Origin of the sequence: Pantoea sp. BL1, assembly GCF_000963985.1 — a bacterium.
Lineage (GTDB): Bacteria > Pseudomonadota > Gammaproteobacteria > Enterobacterales > Enterobacteriaceae > Pantoea > Pantoea rwandensis_B.
In genome coordinates, this window is the sequence record NZ_JZRH01000055.1 from 62225 (window position 1) to 80676 (window position 18452).

Here is an 18452-nt window from a genome sequence, read left to right on the forward strand (position 1 = left end):
CAACTATGAGCGAATTTTCCCAGACGGTCCCCGAATTGGTGGCATGGGCGCGCAAGAATGACTTTTCACTTGCGTTGCCGGTAGAACGTCTGGCCTTTTTGCTGGCTATCGCCACCTTAAACGGTGAGCGCATGGACGGTGAAATGAGTGAAGGTGAACTGATCGACGCGTTTCGTCACGTCAGTAAAGCCTTTGAGCAAACCCACGAAACCGTGCAGGTGCGTGCCAACAACGCCATCAATGACATGGTGCGTCAGCGCCTGCTCAATCGCTTTACCAGCGAGCTAACTGAAGGCCACGCGATTTATCGTCTGACGCCGTTGGCCATCGGCATTACCGATTACTACATTCGCCAGCGCGAGTTTTCCACGCTGCGCCTGTCAATGCAGCTGTCGATTGTGGCGCAGGAACTAAAACGCGCCGCCGATGCTGCTGAAGAAGACGGTGACGAATTCCACTGGCATCGCAATGTCTTTGCCCCGCTGAAATATTCCGTGGCCGAGATCTTCGACAGCATCGACATGACACAACGTCTGATGGATGAGCAGCAACAAGCGGTGAAAACCGATATCGCTGACCTGCTCAACAAAGACTGGCGTGCCGCGATTTCAAGCTGTGAACTGCTGCTGTCCGAAACCTCCGGCACATTGCGTGAACTGCAGGATACGCTGGAAGCAGCGGGTGACAAATTGCAGGCCAATCTGTTGCGTATTCAGGACGCTACGCTGAGCAGCCCGGATTTGGGCTTTGTCGATAAGCTGGTGTTTGACCTGCAAAATAAGCTGGACCGCATCATCAGTTGGGGTCAGCAGGCCATCGATTTGTGGATTGGCTACGACCGCCACGTGCATAAATTTATTCGTACCGCCATCGATATGGATAAGAACCGCGTCTTCGCGCAGCGTTTACGTCTTTCGGTGCAGAACTACTTCGATCAGCCCTGGGCGCTGACCTACGCGAATGCCGACCGTCTTTACGATATGCGCGATGAAGAGATGACGCTGCGTAATGATGAGGTGATGGGCGAACTGCCGCCAGAGATGGAGTACGAAGAGTTTAACGAGATTCGCGAGCAGCTTGCCGCGATGATCGAAGAAGCATTGCAGATTTACAAGCTGGAGCAAAAGCCGCTCCATCTCGCGACGGTGATGCGCGATTATCTGGCGCAATACCCGCGTGCGCGCCACTTTGATTTGGCGCGTATCGTCATCGATCAGGCAGTACGCCTCGGTGTCGCCGAAGCTGATTTAGCCGGTCTGCCGGCAGAATGGCAGACTATTAATGATTACGGAGCCAAGGTGCAGGCACATGTCATCGACAAATATTGAACAAGTGATGCCAGTTAAACTGGCGTTGGCACTGGCAAACCCGATTTTCCCGGCGCTCGATAGCCAGTTACGCGCGGGACGCCACATTGGTATTGAAGAGCTGGATAATCACGCTTTTCTGATGGATTACCAGGAGTACCTGGAAGAGTTTTATGCGCGCTACAACGTTGAGCTGATGCGCGCGCCGGAAGGATTCTTCTATTTGCGTCCACGTTCAACCACACTGATTCCACGCTCGGTGCTGTCCGAGTTGGATATGATGGTCGGTAAGATCCTGTGTTACCTCTACCTCAGCCCGGAGCGTCTGGCTAATGAGGGGATTTTCACCCAGCAGGAATTGTATGACGAACTGCTGTCACTGGCGGATGAGAGCAAACTGCTCAAGCTGGTGAACCAGCGTTCGACCGGCTCTGACCTGGATCGTGCCAAGCTGCAGGAAAAAATGCGTGCTTCAATCAGCCGCCTGCGCCGCTTAGGTATGGTGTGGTACATGGGCAACGACAGCAGCAAGTTCCGCATCATGGAGTCGGTGTTCCGCTTCGGTGCGGATGTGCGCAGCGGTGATGATGCACGTGAAGCACAGCTGCGTCTGATCCGCGATGGCGAAGCCATGACGCTGGAGAACAAAGCCGCGGCCAATGAGAGTGATGATGCAGATAACGACAATGACGTTGAAAGCGATGCGAATGATAACGCGGAGGATGAACAGGAATGATTGAACGCGGTAAGTTTCGTTCGCTAACGCTGATCAACTGGAACGGCTTCTTTGCGCGTACCTTTGATCTCGATGAGCTGGTGACCACACTCTCCGGCGGTAACGGTGCCGGTAAATCAACCACCATGGCGGCTTTTGTCACGGCTCTGATCCCCGATCTCACCTTGCTGCACTTCCGTAACACCACCGAAGCGGGCGCGACCTCTGGCTCACGCGATAAAGGTCTGCACGGTAAACTGCGCGCAGGTGTCTGTTATGCGGTGCTGGATGTGGTCAACTCGCGCCATCAGCGCGTGGTGGTCGGCGTGCGTCTGCAACAGGTTGCCGGACGCGACAAAAAAGTCGATATCAAACCGTTCAGTATTCATGGTCTGCCGACCGATTCGCTGCCGACGGATATGCTGACTGAAATCCTTAACAGCCGCCAGGCGCGCGTGTTACCGCTGGCGGAAGTGAAAGAGCGTGTCGAAGCGCAGGAAGGCGTGCAGTTCCGTCAGTACAACTCAGTCACAGATTACCACGCCGTCCTGTTCGAGCTGGGCGTTGTGCCGCGTCGTCTGCGCACCGCCAGCGATCGCAGTAAATTCTATCGCCTGATTGAAGCCTCGCTGTACGGTGGTATTTCCAGCGCCATCACCCGTTCTCTGCGTGATTATCTGTTGCCGGAAAATGGTGGCGTGCGTAAAGCCTTCCAGGATATGGAAGCCGCGCTGCGTGAAAACCGCATGACGCTGGAAGCGATTCGCGTCACGCAGTCCGATCGCGACCTGTTCAAGCATTTGATCTCTGAAGCCACCAGCTATGTGTCGGCGGATTATATGCGTCACGCCAACGAGCGCCGCATTCACCTCGACGGCGCACTGCAGTTACGTAATGAACTGTTCACCAGCCGTAATCAGCTGGCTTCCGAGCAGTATCGTCACGTCGAAATGGCGCGTGAACTTTCTGAGCACAACGGTGCAGAAAGCGATCTGGAAACCGACTATCAAGGCGCCAGCGATCACCTGAATCTGGTCCAGACCGCCATGCGTCAGCAGGAGAAGATCGAGCGCTATGATGCCGATCTCGAAGAGCTGACCTATCGTCTGGAAGAGCAGAATGAAGTGGTGGCGGAAGCCCGCGAAGTGCAGGAAGAGAATGAAGCGCGTGCCGAAGCGGCTGAAATTGAAGTTGATGAGCTGAAAAGCCAGTTAGCTGATTTCCAGCAGGCACTCGATGTACAGCAAACCCGTGCCATCCAGTATCAACAGGCATTGCAGGCGCTGGAAAAAGCGCGCGCGCAGTGTCAGCTGCCCGATCTGACCATCGATAATGCGACGGAATGGCAGGAAACCTTCCAGGCACGCGAAGAAGAAGCCACCGAGCAACTTTTACGTCTGGAGCAGAAACTGAGTGTGGCCGAAGCGGCGCACAGCCAGTTTGAGCAGGCATTAGCGCTGGTGACCAGTATCGCCGGCGAAGTGAGCCGTCAGGATGCATGGCAAGTGGGGCGCGACTTATTGCGCGATGCCGCGAACCAGCGTCACCATGCCGATCAGCTCTCTTCGCTGCGCCTGCGTCTCAATGAGCTGGAAACGCGCCTGCGCGAGCAGCATGATGCCGAGCGCCTGTTAGCCGATTTCTGCAAGCGTCAGGGGCAACAATACGATGCCGACGCGCTGGAAGGGCTGCAGCGCGAGCTGGAAGCACAGATTGAACAGTTGAACGAAAGCGTGTCCGATGCCGGTGAACGCCGCATGTTGATGCGCCAGGAACTGGAACAGCTGCGTGAACGCATCACTGCACTGACGGCACGTGCGCCGCATTGGCTGGCCGCGCAGGAAATCCTGACGCAGCTCAGCGAGCAGACCGGGCAAGAGCTGACCAACAGCCAGCAGATTACTGAGTTCATGCAGCAGTTGCTGGAACGTGAGCGCGAAACCACCGTTGAACGTGACAATGTGTCAGCACGCAAACGTGAAGTCGAGCAGCAGATCGAGCGTTTAAGTCAACCTGGCGGGGCGGAAGATGCTCGCCTGACGCAACTGGCAGAACGATTTGGCGGCGTACTGCTGTCGGAAATTTACGATGACGTCACGCTGGATGACGCACCGTACTTCTCGGCGCTGTATGGCCCATCGCGTCATGCGATTGTGGTACCCGATTTATCTCTGGTGCGTGAACTGTTGGATGGCCTGGAGGATTGCCCGGAAGATCTCTATCTGATTGAAGGGGATCCGCAGGCGTTTGATGACAGCGTCTTCAGTGTTGATGAGTTGGAAAACGCCGTGGTTGTGAAGGTGGCTGAGCGTCAGTGGCGCTACTCCCGCTTCCCGAAAGTGCCGCTGTTTGGCCGTGCTGCGCGTGAAAACCAGCTGGAACTGCTGAACAATGAACGCGACCAGCTGGCAGAACGGTTTGCCACTTTGTCCTTTGACGTACAGAAAACGCAGCGTTTGCATCAATCCTTCAGCCGCTTTATCGGTAGCCATTTAGCGGTGGCGTTTGATGAAGATCCTGAAGCGCTGATCCGCCAGTTGAACAGCCGTCGTGGCGAGCTGGAACGGGGGCTGGCACAACATGAAAATGATAACCAGCAGCAGCGTGCCCAGTTTGAGCAGGCTAAAGAGGGCGTCAGCCAGCTTAACCGCCTGCTGCCACGCGTGAATCTGCTGTTGGATGATTCACTTGGCGATCGCTGCGAAGAGATCCGTGAACGCGTCGAAGAAGCTCAGGAAGCGGCGCGCTTCCTGCATCAGCATGGCGCTAAAATCAGCAAGCTGGAGCCGCTGGTGTCGGTGTTGCAAAGCGATCCGCAGCAGCACGATCAGCTGGAGCGCGATTACCAGCAAGCACAGCAGCAGCAGCGTGATGCGCGTCAGCAGGCCTTTGCCCTGACGGAGGTGGTACAGCGTCGCGCCCACTTTAGCTATGAAGATTCTGCCGGCATGCTAACCGGCAACAGCGATCTCAATGAAAAACTGCGCCAGCGTCTGGAGCAGGCTGAGGGTGAGCGCAGCCGTGCGCGTGAACGTCTGCGCGAACATCAGGCGCAGTTGACACAATATTCACAAGTGCTGGCATCACTGAAAAGTTCCTATGACGCCAAGCGCGACATGCTGAAAGAGTTGCAGCAGGAGATGCAGGATATCGGCGTGCATGCCGATGCCAGCGCCGAAGAGCGCGCCCGCGCCCGACGCGACGAACTGTATACCGCATTAAGCCATAACCGTGCTCGTCGTAATCAGCTGGAGAAACAGCTCACGTTCTGCGAAGCCGAAATGGACGGCCTGCAGAAGAAACTGCGCAAGCTGGAGCGCGATTATCATCAGATTCGTGAGCAAGTCGTCAGCGCTAAAGCAGGCTGGTGTACGGTGCTGCGTCTGGTGAAAGAGAACGGCATGGAGCGTCGCCTGCATCGTCGTGAGATGGCCTATCTGGGCGGAGATGAACTGCGTTCAATGTCGGATAAGGCATTGGGTGCACTGCGTCTGGCGGTAGCGGATAACGAACATCTGCGTGATGTACTGCGCATGTCGGAAGATCCAAAACGTCCAGAACGTAAAGTGCAGTTCTTTATTGCGGTGTATCAACATCTGCGCGAACGTATTCGTCAGGATATCATTCGCACTGACGATCCGGTTGAAGCCATCGAGCAGATGGAAATTGAGCTAAATCGTCTGACGGAAGAGCTGACAGCACGCGAGCAGACGCTGGCCATCAGTTCACGCAGCGCGGCGAATATCATTCGTAAAACCATTCAGCGTGAGCAGAACCGTATTCGCCAGCTGAACCAGGGCTTGCAGGCTGTGAGTTTTGGTCAGGTGCGCAGTGTGCGTCTGAATGTCAACGTCCGTGAAGCGCACTCCACGCTGCTCGATACCTTGTCTGAAGAGCATGAAGCGCATCAGGATCTGTTTACCAGCAATCGTCTGACCTTCTCCGAAGCGTTGGCAAAACTTTATCAACGTCTGAATCCACAGATTGATATGGGGCAGCGCACACCACAAACCATCGGTGAAGAGCTGCTCGACTACCGCAACTATCTTGAGATGGAAGTGGAAGTCAACCGTGGCTCCGATGGCTGGCTGCGCGCGGAGAGTGGTGCGTTGTCAACCGGTGAAGCGATCGGTACCGGTATGTCAATTCTGGTGATGGTGGTGCAGAGCTGGGAAGAGGAATCACGTCGTCTGCGCGGCAAAGATATTTCGCCATGCCGACTGCTGTTCCTTGATGAAGCGGCACGTCTTGATGCCCGCTCCATCGCCACCCTGTTCGAACTGTGTGAGCGTCTGGAGATGCAGCTGGTGATTGCAGCGCCAGAGAACATCAGCCCGGAGAAAGGCACGACCTACAAGCTGGTGCGTAAAGTGTTTAACAACACTGAACACGTGCATGTGGTGGGGCTGCGTGGGTTCTCGGCAGATCCTGTGCCAGCAAAACGCGACACGAGTGATATCGATTTAGAAACAGAAAATACCTGACGCTGAATCTGGTTAAAAAACAGCGCACCGTTTAATCTGTAAGCGGCATCTGCACACTGAGGCAGATGCCGTTTTTTATTTGTATACTCAACAATAAGAGTAAGGCTGTACATAGCGATAACAGGGCGCTGTGTCTTAGGTGAGAAGGGGGCAGGGATGTGGCTGAATAGAAGAAGCAGAATGAATCGTGCGGTACTCGCACTCAGTGTTTCACTGGTATTGTCGCCGCTGGCCACCAGCCATGCCGCGATCATTGCCGCTTTACCCGGAACGTCACATAGCGCCATGTCAGTGGCGGCGAGTCAGCATCAAATTCAGCAGGCTTTTGGCCCCAGTCAGCAACCTTTCTATCTGCCGGGATTAGCCGGTATCTACGCCGCGCGTAATATGGCGCCACTCTGGCAGGATCAGCAAGCGGTGCAGGCATTCCAGCAACAGCTGGCGGAAGTGGCGCTTTCTGGTGTCCAGCCACAGTTTACCCGTTGGGTTGAATTACTGACGAATCCCACGATTACCGGCATGGCGCGCGACATCGTGCTGAGCGATGCCATGTTGGGCTATTTGCAGTTTGTCGCCAATGTGCCGACGCAGGGTGAAACCTGGTTGTACAGCAATGTTCCTTACAAACTGACGATGCCGGGCGTTGCTGCCATTAACCAGTGGCAGAATGCGGTGAACGGTGGTGGCAGCCGCGCGTTTGTCATTTCGCTGGCACCGCAGCATCCTCAATATGCGCCGATGCACAGTGCGCTCAAAGCGCTGCTGACCGATAACCGCCCATGGCCGCAACTGCGCGACAGCGGGACGCTCCGCCCCGGCCAAATCAGCAACGATGTGCCTGCGCTTAGAGAGATTTTGCAGCGGACCGGCATGCTGACTGCCGCAACGCACAGCAGCACACCGACCCCAGCTGATGATGCCGTGCCGACAGCACCTGTGCCGGTCAGCCAGAGCAATCAGCCGATCGCGGTGAGCCCTTCGGCGGCCAGCGTCAATGATTTGTCTGCGCAGGCACCTGCGGCAACCGGTAACGTCGTGGCGAGTTCGACTCCTGCTGGCGACAATGTGTATGACGCCACGCTGGTGGAAGGGGTAAAACGCTTCCAGCACTGGCAAGGTCTGGCGGATGATGGGGCGATAGGCCCTCGCACGCGTGAGTGGCTGAATGTGTCACCGCAGATGCGCGCATCGTTGCTGGCACTGAATATCCAGCGCCTGCGTCTGCTGCCGGATGATATGCATAACGGCATTATGGTGAACATCCCCAACTATTCGCTCACCTATTACAACAACGGTGCCACGATTTTGTCATCGCGGGTGATTGTCGGTCGTCCCGATCGTAAAACGCCACTGATGCGCAGTGCGCTGAACAATGTGGTGCTCAATCCACCGTGGAATGTGCCTACTACGTTAGTGCGTCAGGATATCGTGCCGAAGGTCAAACAAGATCCCGGATACCTCTACAAGCACGGCTATACCTTACTGTCGGGCTGGAGTGCGGATGCCGAAGTGATCGATCCGTCGATGATTGACTGGCATATGGTTTCTGCAGCCAGTTTCCCGTATCGCATTCGTCAGGCGCCGGGCGCGATGAACTCGCTGGGTCGTTATAAGTTTAATATGCCGAGTTCCGATGCCATCTATTTGCACGACACGCCTAACCACGGGTTGTTCCAGCGCGATATTCGCGCACTGAGCTCCGGTTGTGTGCGCGTGAATAAGGCCTCTGAACTGGCCGACCTGCTGCTGCAGGATGTGGGCTGGAATGACAGCCGCATCACCGACACGCTGAAACAGGGCGACACGCGCTACGTGCCGATTCGCCACCGCATCCCGGTCAATCTCTACTACTTAACCGCATGGGTCGCGGCGGATGGACAGCCGCAGTATCGTACAGATATTTACAATTATGATAACCCTGCGCGTTCTGGTAGCCAGGTTCTGTCAAAAGCAGGAAAACTTCTCCTCTAGTCATTGATTTGCCAGTTTTCACCCCTATTCGAAAAGACCAGTACCCGTCGCAAAATTTCGGTTTTGCGCGGGTTTTGGTCATTCTGTGACACATTGCGGGTTGACTGACCTCCAGGCTGCGGTTACTGTTCGGCCTTGTGTGCTTTTTACACATTTTTTTGTCGCTTTAGATTAGGTAACCCCGCTACATGGCTAATTTTGATTCCCAACGTCGTCGATTACTCTTGATTGGAGGCGCAGCGGCAGGCTTGTCTCTGCTTCCTGGTTCCGCGCTGGCTTCGCTTTCCACCTCGCGCCCCCGAGTATTGACGCTTAATAACCTTCACACCGGTGAAACCCTTAAAACGGAGTTTTTTAACGGCAAGAGTTATGACAAGGATGAGTTAGCCCGCTTAAATCACTTCTTCCGTGATTACCGCGCCAATCAGGTGAAACACATCGATCCGCATCTGTTTGATCAGCTTTATCGTTTACAGATGGTGCTCAACACCCGCAAACCGGTGCAGCTGATCTCAGGCTACCGTACGCTGGCCACCAACAACATGCTGCGTGAATCGGGTCCTGGCGTGGCCAAACACAGCTATCACACCAAAGGGCAGGCGATGGATTTCCACATTGAGGGGATTTCATTGAGCAATGTTCGCAAAGCGGCGTTATCTATGCGCGCCGGTGGTGTAGGATATTACCCGCGCAGCAACTTCGTACACATTGATACCGGGCCTGCAAGGCACTGGTCCTGATACCGGCAGCGCTGCGTGTGTCGGTCATGGAGCGCTATGAATTACCACATTATTCCGGTTACGGCCTTTTCTCAGAACTGCTCGGTCATCTGGGATGACGAAACCCAGCAGGCGGCGCTGGTTGATCCCGGCGGTGATGCAGAGACCCTTATTGCCGTATTGGCTGAACGGGGATTAACGCCTGCACAAATTCTACTGACACATGGTCATCTTGATCATGTGGGGGCTGCTGCTGAACTCGCCGCACATTATCAAATTCCTATTGTTGGCCCTCACAAGCTGGATGCGTTCTGGCTGGATAATCTGCCAACGCAAAGCCGCATGTTTGGCCTGCCGGAATGTGCGCCACTGGCGCCAGATCGCTGGCTGGAAGAGGGCGAAACGGTGCAGGTTGGGAATGTCACGCTGGAAGTGCTGCTTTGCCCGGGTCATACGCCGGGACACATTGTTTTCTTTGATCGGGCTGGACGCTTGTTGATATCGGGCGATGTGATTTTTAATGGCGGTGTCGGACGTACCGATTTCCCGCAGGGCAGCCATAGCGATTTAATCAATGCGATTAACACTAAGCTGTTACCGCTGGGTGATGATGTGACCTTTGTGCCGGGCCACGGTCCGATTTCCACCTTAGGTCGGGAGCGCATCAGTAATCCGTTCCTGCAATAAAAAATGGGCCATTTAGGCCCATTTCTCATGCAACTGACTTGTTTAGAGTACAGCGACAATCGCTTCACACAGCGCAGACATATTGTCTGGCGTCATCCCAGCCACGTTCACACGACCAGAGTTAACGGCATAAACGCCGAACTCGTCACGCAGGCGCACAACCTGATCTTTGGTCAGGCCGCTAAACGAGAACATGCCATTCTGCTTAATGATAAAGCTGAAGTCCTGTTTCGCGCCTTTCTCTGCCAGGGTATTCACAAACAGCAGACGCATACGCTGAATGCGCTGACGCATGTCTGTCAGCTCCTGCACCCAGATGGTACGCAGCGCGTCGTTACCGAGGATAGTGGCGACCACAGCGGCACCGTGTGACGGTGGGTTAGAGTAGTTAGCACGGATGCTGTATTTCACCTGGCTAAAGGCGGTTTTCGCCACATCGCTGTTGGCGGCAACCAGCGTCAGTGCACCGACACGCTCGTTGTACAGGCCAAAGTTCTTGGAGTAAGAGCTGGCAACGATCAGCTCCTGATGAGACGCGGCGAAAATACGCAGGCCTTCGGCATCCTCATCCAGGCCACGTGCAAAGCCCTGGTAAGCGAAGTCGAACAGTGGCAGCCAACCCTTTTCCTGCGACAGCTTCGCCAGCTGTTGCCATTGGTCAGCGGAAGGATCGACGCCAGTCGGGTTGTGGCAGCAGCCGTGGAACAGCACGACATCACCGGCTTTGGCTTCCTGCAACGAGGCGACCATGCCTGCGAAATCGAGGCTATGGTTGGCTGCATCGTAGTACTGGTAATCACAGACTTCCAGACCCGCCGCGTTGAATACGTTTTTGTGGTTCGGCCAGCTAGGATTACTCACCCACACACGCTTCACATTGGTCTGCGTCGCAAGGAAATCCGCAGCGACGCGCAATGCACCGGTGCCACCTGGCGTTTGTGCTGTGCACGCGCGGCCCGCTGAAATCAGCGCGCTCTCTTTGCCGAACAGCAACTCCTGAGTGCAGCGAGCAAAATCGGCCAGGCCATCGATGCTCAGGTAATTTTTGGTGGTTTCATTTTCCAGCAGATACTGCTCAGCTTTTTTAACACTGGTGAGTACCGGTGTTTTACCGGTTTCATCTTTAAAGACACCAATGCCAAGGTTGATTTTATTCGGGCGGTCGTCGGCGCGAAACAGGTCAGCCAGTCCCAGAATAGGATCGGCGGGTGCGGCAGAGATCGATTCAAACATGAGTCAGTTCCGTTTGGGTGAACTTTAGCGAAATGAGCTATCAGGTTAGCGTCAGATGATACGCTTGCCAACCGCTGACATAAAAAAGAAATAAGCCGCGTGTATAAAGTAGTGGCGCTAATTGAGAAGCTGATCACTGAAAAGCAAAACGGAGCCCGAAGGCTCCGTTTTTAGGCGTTACGCAATGCTAATCGGGTGATTAGAACTGGTAAACCAGACCAACAGCTACAACGTCGTCGGTAGCGATACCCAGCGGGTTGTCATCATTCAGCTGGTTGATTTTGTAATCAACGTAGGTCGCCATGTTTTTGTTGAAGTAGTAAGTTGCGCCAACATCGATGTATTTAACCAGGTCAGCATCGCCGATACCTTCGATGTCTTTGCCTTTAGACTGGACATAAGCGATGGATGGACGCAGACCGAAGTCGAACTGGTACTGAGCTACAACTTCGAAGTTCTGTGCTTTGTTAGCGAAAGCAGAGAAATCACCTGAGCTGATTGGAGTTGAGTTACGGGTTTCACCGTACATCGCTGCCAGGTAGATGTTGTTAGCGTCATATTTCAGAGCAGTTGCCCAGTTTTCAGCGCGTTTACCTGCACCAACACCTGTGAGTACATTGGTGTTTGTGTCAGTATTACGTACTGTTCCTGCAGCCTGGTCGTTAGTACGGTCGCTGCTGCTATAAGCTGCTGCGAAACCTACACCAATTGGAGAGGTGTAAGAGGTAGACAGGCCATAGCCGTCACCATTTGCACGACGGATGTCAGAACGGTCATTTTTGCCTTGGTACTGTACTGCGAAGTTCCAACCGTCGACCAGACCGAAGAAGTTGGTGTTACGGTAGGTCAGCAGACCGGTGCTACGACCGTTCATGAAGTTATCTGAGTAACCAGAGTCACCACCGAATTCTGGCAGAACGTCAGTCCAGCCAATTGCGTCGTATACAACGCCGTAGTTACGACCGTAGTCGATTGAACCTGCATCGCCGAATTTCAGACCCGCGAAGCCCAGACGGGTTTTGTTGCCGTCTTGTGCATCAGAACCTTCAGAGTTATTAGCCTGAACGTTGTATTCCCACTGGCCGTAACCGGTCAGCTGGTCGTTAATCTGGGTTTCACCCTTGAAGCCGAAGCGAACATAGGTCTGGTCGCCATCGCTACCAGAATCATCAGAGAAGTAGTGCAGACCAACAGCTTTACCGTACAGGTCCAGTTTGTTGCCATCTTTGTTATAAATTTCTGCTGCGTTTGCTGCGCCGGCAGCTAACAGAGCAGGGATAACCACTGCAAGAATGTTGCGCTTCATCATTTTTTATTACCCTCATTGGAGTTATTTGGACATCTGCCACTGCCGTCAAGAAACCTTTACGGGAACCTTGAAAGAAGTTTGATGTCTCCTGTGTCTGCACGCATCTTTCCATCACAAGGTTGCTATTTCTAGCCCGAAAATGATTCAAATCTCGCAATTACGTATCAAAAAGAAATTATGTATTACAATTTGTAAAATATCGGGAACTTTGTGAGAGAACTCTAAATTTACAAAAATAAAAAAAGGCCGGCAGTGCCGACCTCGTTATATATATGAATTACTTATATTTAATCGCGAATTTTAGAAATTAGCGTTACGCGGGGTACGTGGGAAGGGGATAACATCCCTTACATTTTGTACGCCAGTGACATAGGCTATTAATCGTTCAAAACCTAATCCGAAGCCAGCATGTGGCACGGTGCCGTAACGGCGCAGGTCACGATACCACCAGTAATCTTCTTTGTTCAGACCCATTTCAGCCAGACGTGCATCCAATACATCCAGACGCTCTTCACGCTGTGAACCACCGATGATTTCACCAATGCCCGGCGCCAGAACATCCATTGCCGCCACGGTTTTACCATCTTCGTTCATACGCATATAGAACGCTTTGATATCTTTTGGATAATTCTTCACCACCACCGGCGCTTTGAAGTGCTTCTCGGCCAGGTAACGTTCATGTTCGGAAGAAAGATCCACACCCCAGGACACTGGGTTTTCGAATGTCTGGCCGCTTTTCAGCAGAATGTCGACCGCATCGGTGTAGTCCACCTGCGCGAAATCGGTTGTGACAAAACGTTCTAAGCGCGCAATCGCATCTTTGTCTACGCGTTCTGCGAAGAACGCCATATCGTCAGCACGCTCTTCGAGCACGGCCTTGAACACATACTTCAGCATGGCCTCAGCCAGCGCAGCAGCATCGTCAAGGTTGGCGAAGGCAACTTCCGGCTCCAGCATCCAGAATTCTGCTAAGTGACGGCTGGTGTTGGAGTTTTCGGCACGGAAAGTTGGGCCAAAGGTATAGACTTTTGACAGCGCACAGGCATAGGTTTCGGCGTTCAGCTGACCAGACACGGTCAGGAAGGCTTCTTTACCAAAGAAGTCTTTATCGTAATCGACTTTGCCTTGCGGATCGCGCGGCAGGTTTTCCATGTCCAGTGTAGAAACACGGAACATCTCGCCCGCACCTTCCGTATCGGATGCAGTGATCAGTGGGGTGGAAACCCAGAAGTAGCCATTTTCGTGGAAGAAACGATGCAGCGCCTGCGCCAGGGTATGACGTGTACGTGCCACAGCACCGACCAGGTTGGTGCGCGGGCGCAGGTGTGCGACTTCACGCAGATATTCAATACTGTGGCGCTTCGCGGCCATCGGATAAGTGTCCGGATCATCCACCCAGCCAGTGACTTCCACTTTGGTCGCTTGCAGCTCAAATGCCTGGCCTTCGCCCGGAGATTCCACCACTTTACCGGTGACAATCACTGAACAGCCCGTGGTCAGACGCAGCACTTCATCCTGATAATTATTCAGAGAATTATTGACGACGGCCTGAACGGGATTAAAGCAGGAACCGTCATAAACGGCGATAAAGGAAAGACCGGCTTTGGAATCTCTTCGGGTACGCACCCAACCACGTACGGTGACTTCACTGTCAACCGCGACACGGCCGTGCAGTACATCCGCTACAGGCACTACGCTCATAAATATCTCTCTATATATAGAAGTGGATAAAAGCCCCATTTCGGGGTTTTGCTATGTTACTTGCGAGCCATCAGGAAACAAGCAATTTTGCAGGGGGAAAGGGGAGATTTGTTGTGAAAGCGCAGGGTGCGAACACCCTGCATCAATGATTAGCTGGCTCTTTTCACCAGAGGAAGGTCGAATGCCTTGCGCAGGGCGCGCACGAAGGCTTTGTCCTGGCAGATGGTTTTACCTGGGCTGTCAGAAAGTTTCGCCACCGGTTTGCCGTTACAGCTCACCAGTTTGATCACGATGTTGAGCGGTGTCACGCCGGGGATATCGCAGGTGAGGCGGGTGCCGATGCCGAATACCACGTTGGCGCGTTGGCCAAAGTGGCGATAGAGCGCCAGCGCTTTGTCCAGATTGAGGTTGTCGGAGAACACCAGCGTTTTGCTTTTAGGATCAATATCCAGACGCCGATAGTGGGCAATCGCCTTTTCGCCCCATTCCACCGGATCGCCCGAATCATGGCGCAAGCCCTGATAACGATGTGCAAAACCGGGACCGAAATCACGCAGGAAAGCATCCATGGTGATGCAGTCTGTCAACGCGATACCGAGTTGGTCATCATATTCATCCAGCCAGGATTGCAGCGCCGCACGTTGGCTGTTGGCCAGCACCGGGCTAATTTGTTGATGCGCCTGGAACCATTCATGTGCCTGAGTGCCCACCGGGTTGAGCTGTAAGCGGCGCGCCAGATCATAGTTACTGGTGCCCACCAACCACGGGAATTCGGCTTTCAGGGTCGCGACGATCGTTTCCTGTACGTTTTTTGAGTAACGACGGCGTGTGCCGAAATCCATCAGCTGGAAGCGCGACATATCGAGATCGCCAACCTGCTCACGGAACGTCACCAGTTTTTGCTGCAGATGAGCCACCGCGTGCTCTACGCCAATGTCCGTTGTGCGATGGCGATGCACCACTTCACTGATCAGCGCCAGCAGCGGGACTTCCCATAAAATCACTTCGCGCCATGGCCCGCTGATTTGAAGGGCCAAACGGCCATTCTCATTGCGTACGTTGACCTGAGAAGGATCAAAGCGGAATTGGCGCAGCCAGTTGAGGTAATCGGATTCAAAGAAAGGTAAGCCACTGAGGTAGTTATATTCGTCGTCGCTCAGGGCGAGAGAGGGCAGTGTATCGAGTTGCGCGCGAATCTCATCGGCATACTGGCCGAGCAATTCATCGCCGCGACAACGAAATTCTGCCGTTACCGGGACATCGTAGTAACGATGATAAACGGCCTGCTGCATATGAAGCTTATACGCATCGGTATCAAGCAGCGTGGTCAAAATCGGGGAAGCATGTCCAGTCATGGTGCGTTTCAGCATCCTCTTCCGCGGAGCAGAGCCCGGTGTCAACAAAGTCATAAAGACGCAGGAGTATAAAACAGTAATGACCGCGATCACACCATAATTGCGGGTGGCAGGTCGAGGGTCATTTGTGCCATTGTTAATGAATTGTAGCCTTTTCAGCAAAGGCACGCATTGTGCGTGGCAACGAAGGCGCAACCCGCTTAGACTTTGACGGGTAGACATTTCAACGATGCGAGAAGGACTTATGACGCAACAGCCGCAAATTAAATATCGCCACGACTATCGTGCGCCCGATTACACCATCACTGATATTGACCTGACTTTTGACCTCGATGCGGCTTCCACGCGCGTGACCGCCGTCAGTCAGGTGAAGCGTCTCGGTGCTGCGGATGCCGAACTGCGTCTTGATGGCGAAGATCTCACGCTGATCTCGCTGGCAGTGGATGGCAATCCTTGGTCACACTATCGTGAGGAAGAAGGTGTGTTGGTGTTAAGCCAGCTGCCGGAGAACTTTACGCTGACCCTCATTAATGACATTCATCCAGACAAAAACACCGCGCTGGAAGGGCTCTACAAGTCGGGTGATGCGCTCTGCACCCAGTGTGAAGCGGAAGGTTTCCGCCATATTACCTGGTATCTGGATCGCCCGGATGTGCTGGCGCGCTTTACCACCACGATTATTGCAGATGCTGCGAAATATCCATTCTTGCTGTCAAACGGCAACAAACTGGAGAGCGGTCGTCACGAGGATGGTCGTCACTGGGTGAAGTGGCAGGATCCGTTCCCGAAACCTTGCTACCTGTTTGCCTTGGTGGCCGGTGACTTTGATGTGCTGCGTGATAGCTTTACCACGCGCTCAGGGCGTGATGTGGCGCTGGAGATCTTTGTCGATCGTGGCAATCTCGATCGTGCCGACTGGGCGATGACGTCACTCAAAGCCAGCATGAAATGGGATGAAGAGCGCTTCAATCTCGAATATGACCTCGATATCTTCATGATCGTCGCGGTGGATTTCTTCAATATGGGCGCGATGGAGAATAAGGGCCTCAACGTCTTTAACTCCAAATATGTGCTGGCGAAAGCCGAGACCGCGACCGACAAAGATTACCTCGGCATTGAAGCGGTGATTGGTCACGAGTACTTCCATAACTGGACTGGAAACCGCGTCACCTGTCTAGACTGGTTCCAGCTGAGCCTGAAAGAGGGCTTAACCGTGTTCCGTGACCAGGAGTTCAGTTCTGATCTTGGCTCGCGTGCGGTGAACCGCATTGACAACGTACGTGTGATGCGCGGCGCGCAGTTTGCTGAAGACGCCAGCCCAATGGCGCACCCGATCCGCCCGGATCAGGTGATCGAGATGAACAACTTCTATACCTTGACCGTTTACGAGAAAGGCTCTGAAGTGATTCGTATGATGCATACCTTACTCGGTGAAGAGAATTTTCAGAAAGGCATGCAACTTTACTTTGAGCGTCATGATGGCAGTGCCGCGACCTGCGACGATTTTGTGCAGGCGATGGAAGATGCCTCCAATGTTGATCTGTCACAGCTCCGTCGCTGGTATAGCCAGGCCGGTACGCCGGTGCTGACGGTGCGTGACGACTACAATCCTGAGCTGGAGCAGTACACGCTGCATGTGACACAACACACGCCACCAACGGCCGAGCAGAAAGAGAAGTTGCCGCTGCATATCCCGTTGGATATCGAACTGTACGACAACGAAGGCAAGGTGATTCCGCTGCAGCATAACGGCCATCCGGTGCATCATGTGCTGAATGTCACCGAGGAGTTCCAGACCTTTATTTTCGATAACGTGCACTTCCAGCCAGTACCGTCACTGCTGCGCGAATTTTCTGCGCCGGTGAAGCTCGACTATAAATGGAGCGATGCGCAGCTGACGTTCCTGATGCGTCACGCCCGCAATGATTTCTCGCGCTGGGATGCTGCGCAAAGCCTGCTGGCCACCTACATTCGCCTGAATGTGGCACGCCATCAGCAGGGACAGCCGCTGTCGTTACCGTTGCACGTGGCGGATGCCTTCCGCGCAGTATTACTGGAAGAACAGAGCGATCCGGCGTTAACGGCACTGATTTTATCGCTGCCCTCCGAGAATGAAATCGCGGAGCTGTTTGAGGTGATCGATCCTCAGGCGATTTCTGCAGTGCGTGCCGCGCTGGTACACGCGCTGGCAAACGAACTGAGCGATGAATTGTTTGCTGTGTATCTGGCAAACCAGAGCCAGGAATACAAGGTGGAGCATACAGAGATTGGCAAGCGCGCACTGAAAAATGTCTGCCTGAGCTATTTGGCGTTCGCCGATGCAGAGCAGGCGGATAAGTTAGTGCAGGCGCAGTATCAGCAGGCCACCAATATGACGGATGCACTGGCCGCGCTCTCAGCAGCAGTGGCAGCGCAGTTGCCGTGTCGTGAAGCCTTGCTGGCCGCGTATGACGAGCGCTGGCATCAGGATGGCCTGGTGATGGACAAATGGTTTGTGCTGCAAGCCACCAGCCCGGCGGACAACGCATTGAGCAAGGTGCGTGAACTGCTCAATCACCGTTCTTTCACCATGGGTAACCCGAACCGCATTCGTTCACTGATTGGGGCTTTTGCGGCCGGCAACCCAGCAGCGTTCCACGCCAAAGACGGCAGTGGTTATCAGTTCCTGGTGGAGATGTTGACCGATCTCAACACGCGTAATCCGCAAGTGGCGGCACGTATGATCGAGCCATTGATTCGTCTGAAACGTTATGATGCCGGTCGTCAAGCATTGATGCGTCAGGCGCTGGAAACGTTAAAAGGGCTGGATAAGCTGTCGGGCGATCTGTACGAGAAGATCACCAAAGCGTTGAACGCCTGATAAGATAAAAGCCGCATCACAATGATGCGGCTTTTGCTGAACTCACTGCCACTTTCTCGGGATGCGTGGAGTGGCAGTGGCACTATCCCGATCGACTTCGACTTCGACTTC

At 54.0% G+C, this 18452-nt stretch carries 11 protein-coding genes; 7 read left to right on the forward strand and 4 right to left on the reverse strand.

What is annotated here, in order from left to right:
* Positions 1-5: 5 nt before the first annotated feature.
* The 6 genes from mukF (at position 6) to VH86_RS22015 (ending at position 9883) form a co-directional block, all read left to right on the forward strand.
* Positions 6-1328 (forward strand): chromosome partition protein MukF, encoded by a 1323-nt coding sequence (mukF, locus tag VH86_RS21990; RefSeq protein ID WP_034820534.1) that lies wholly within the window; start codon positions 6-8, stop codon positions 1326-1328.
* Positions 1309-2043, forward strand: coding sequence for a chromosome partition protein MukE (gene mukE, locus VH86_RS21995; protein WP_034820531.1), 735 nt, complete (start codon positions 1309-1311; stop codon positions 2041-2043). The genes mukF and mukE overlap by 20 nt, the downstream gene beginning before the upstream one ends.
* Entirely contained in the window at positions 2040-6506 is a 4467-nt protein-coding gene (gene mukB / locus VH86_RS22000; RefSeq protein WP_045834103.1) for a chromosome partition protein MukB, read from the forward strand. Before mukE ends, mukB begins: the two co-directional genes overlap by 4 nt.
* A gap of 180 nt (positions 6507-6686) precedes the next feature.
* Positions 6687-8477, forward strand: coding sequence for a L,D-transpeptidase (gene ldtD / locus VH86_RS22005; RefSeq protein WP_369800372.1), 1791 nt, complete (start codon positions 6687-6689; stop codon positions 8475-8477).
* Between the two features lie 188 nt (positions 8478-8665).
* Positions 8666-9217 carry a YcbK family protein gene (locus VH86_RS22010; RefSeq protein WP_034820522.1) on the forward strand — a complete coding sequence of 184 codons (552 nt, stop codon included), beginning with the start codon at positions 8666-8668 and terminating at the stop codon, positions 9215-9217.
* A gap of 36 nt (positions 9218-9253) precedes the next feature.
* Entirely contained in the window at positions 9254-9883 is a 630-nt protein-coding gene (locus VH86_RS22015) for an MBL fold metallo-hydrolase (RefSeq protein WP_038647793.1), read from the forward strand.
* A gap of 42 nt (positions 9884-9925) precedes the next feature.
* Here the strand turns inward: VH86_RS22015 and VH86_RS22020 are convergent, their stop codons facing one another.
* The 4 genes from VH86_RS22020 to pncB form a co-directional block, all read right to left on the reverse strand.
* Complete coding sequence (locus VH86_RS22020) at positions 9926-11116, reverse strand: amino acid aminotransferase (RefSeq protein ID WP_045834105.1); 1191 nt, start codon at positions 11114-11116, stop codon at positions 9926-9928.
* Positions 11117-11315: 199 nt separating this feature from the next.
* Positions 11316-12425, reverse strand: a complete 1110-nt coding sequence (gene ompF / locus VH86_RS22025) for a porin OmpF (RefSeq protein WP_045816261.1) — start codon at positions 12423-12425, stop codon at positions 11316-11318.
* Positions 12426-12725: 300 nt separating this feature from the next.
* Positions 12726-14126 (reverse strand): asparagine--tRNA ligase, encoded by a 1401-nt coding sequence (gene asnS / locus VH86_RS22030; protein WP_038647788.1) that lies wholly within the window; start codon positions 14124-14126, stop codon positions 12726-12728.
* A gap of 149 nt (positions 14127-14275) precedes the next feature.
* On the reverse strand, positions 14276-15481 hold the full coding sequence (gene pncB / locus VH86_RS22035) for a nicotinate phosphoribosyltransferase (protein WP_045834107.1): 1206 nt from the start codon (positions 15479-15481) through the stop codon (positions 14276-14278).
* Positions 15482-15725: 244 nt separating this feature from the next.
* On the opposite strand from pncB, the gene pepN reads away from it, so the two are divergent.
* Entirely contained in the window at positions 15726-18341 is a 2616-nt protein-coding gene (pepN, locus tag VH86_RS22040) for an aminopeptidase N (RefSeq protein ID WP_045834106.1), read from the forward strand.
* Positions 18342-18452: the final 111 nt, after the last annotated feature.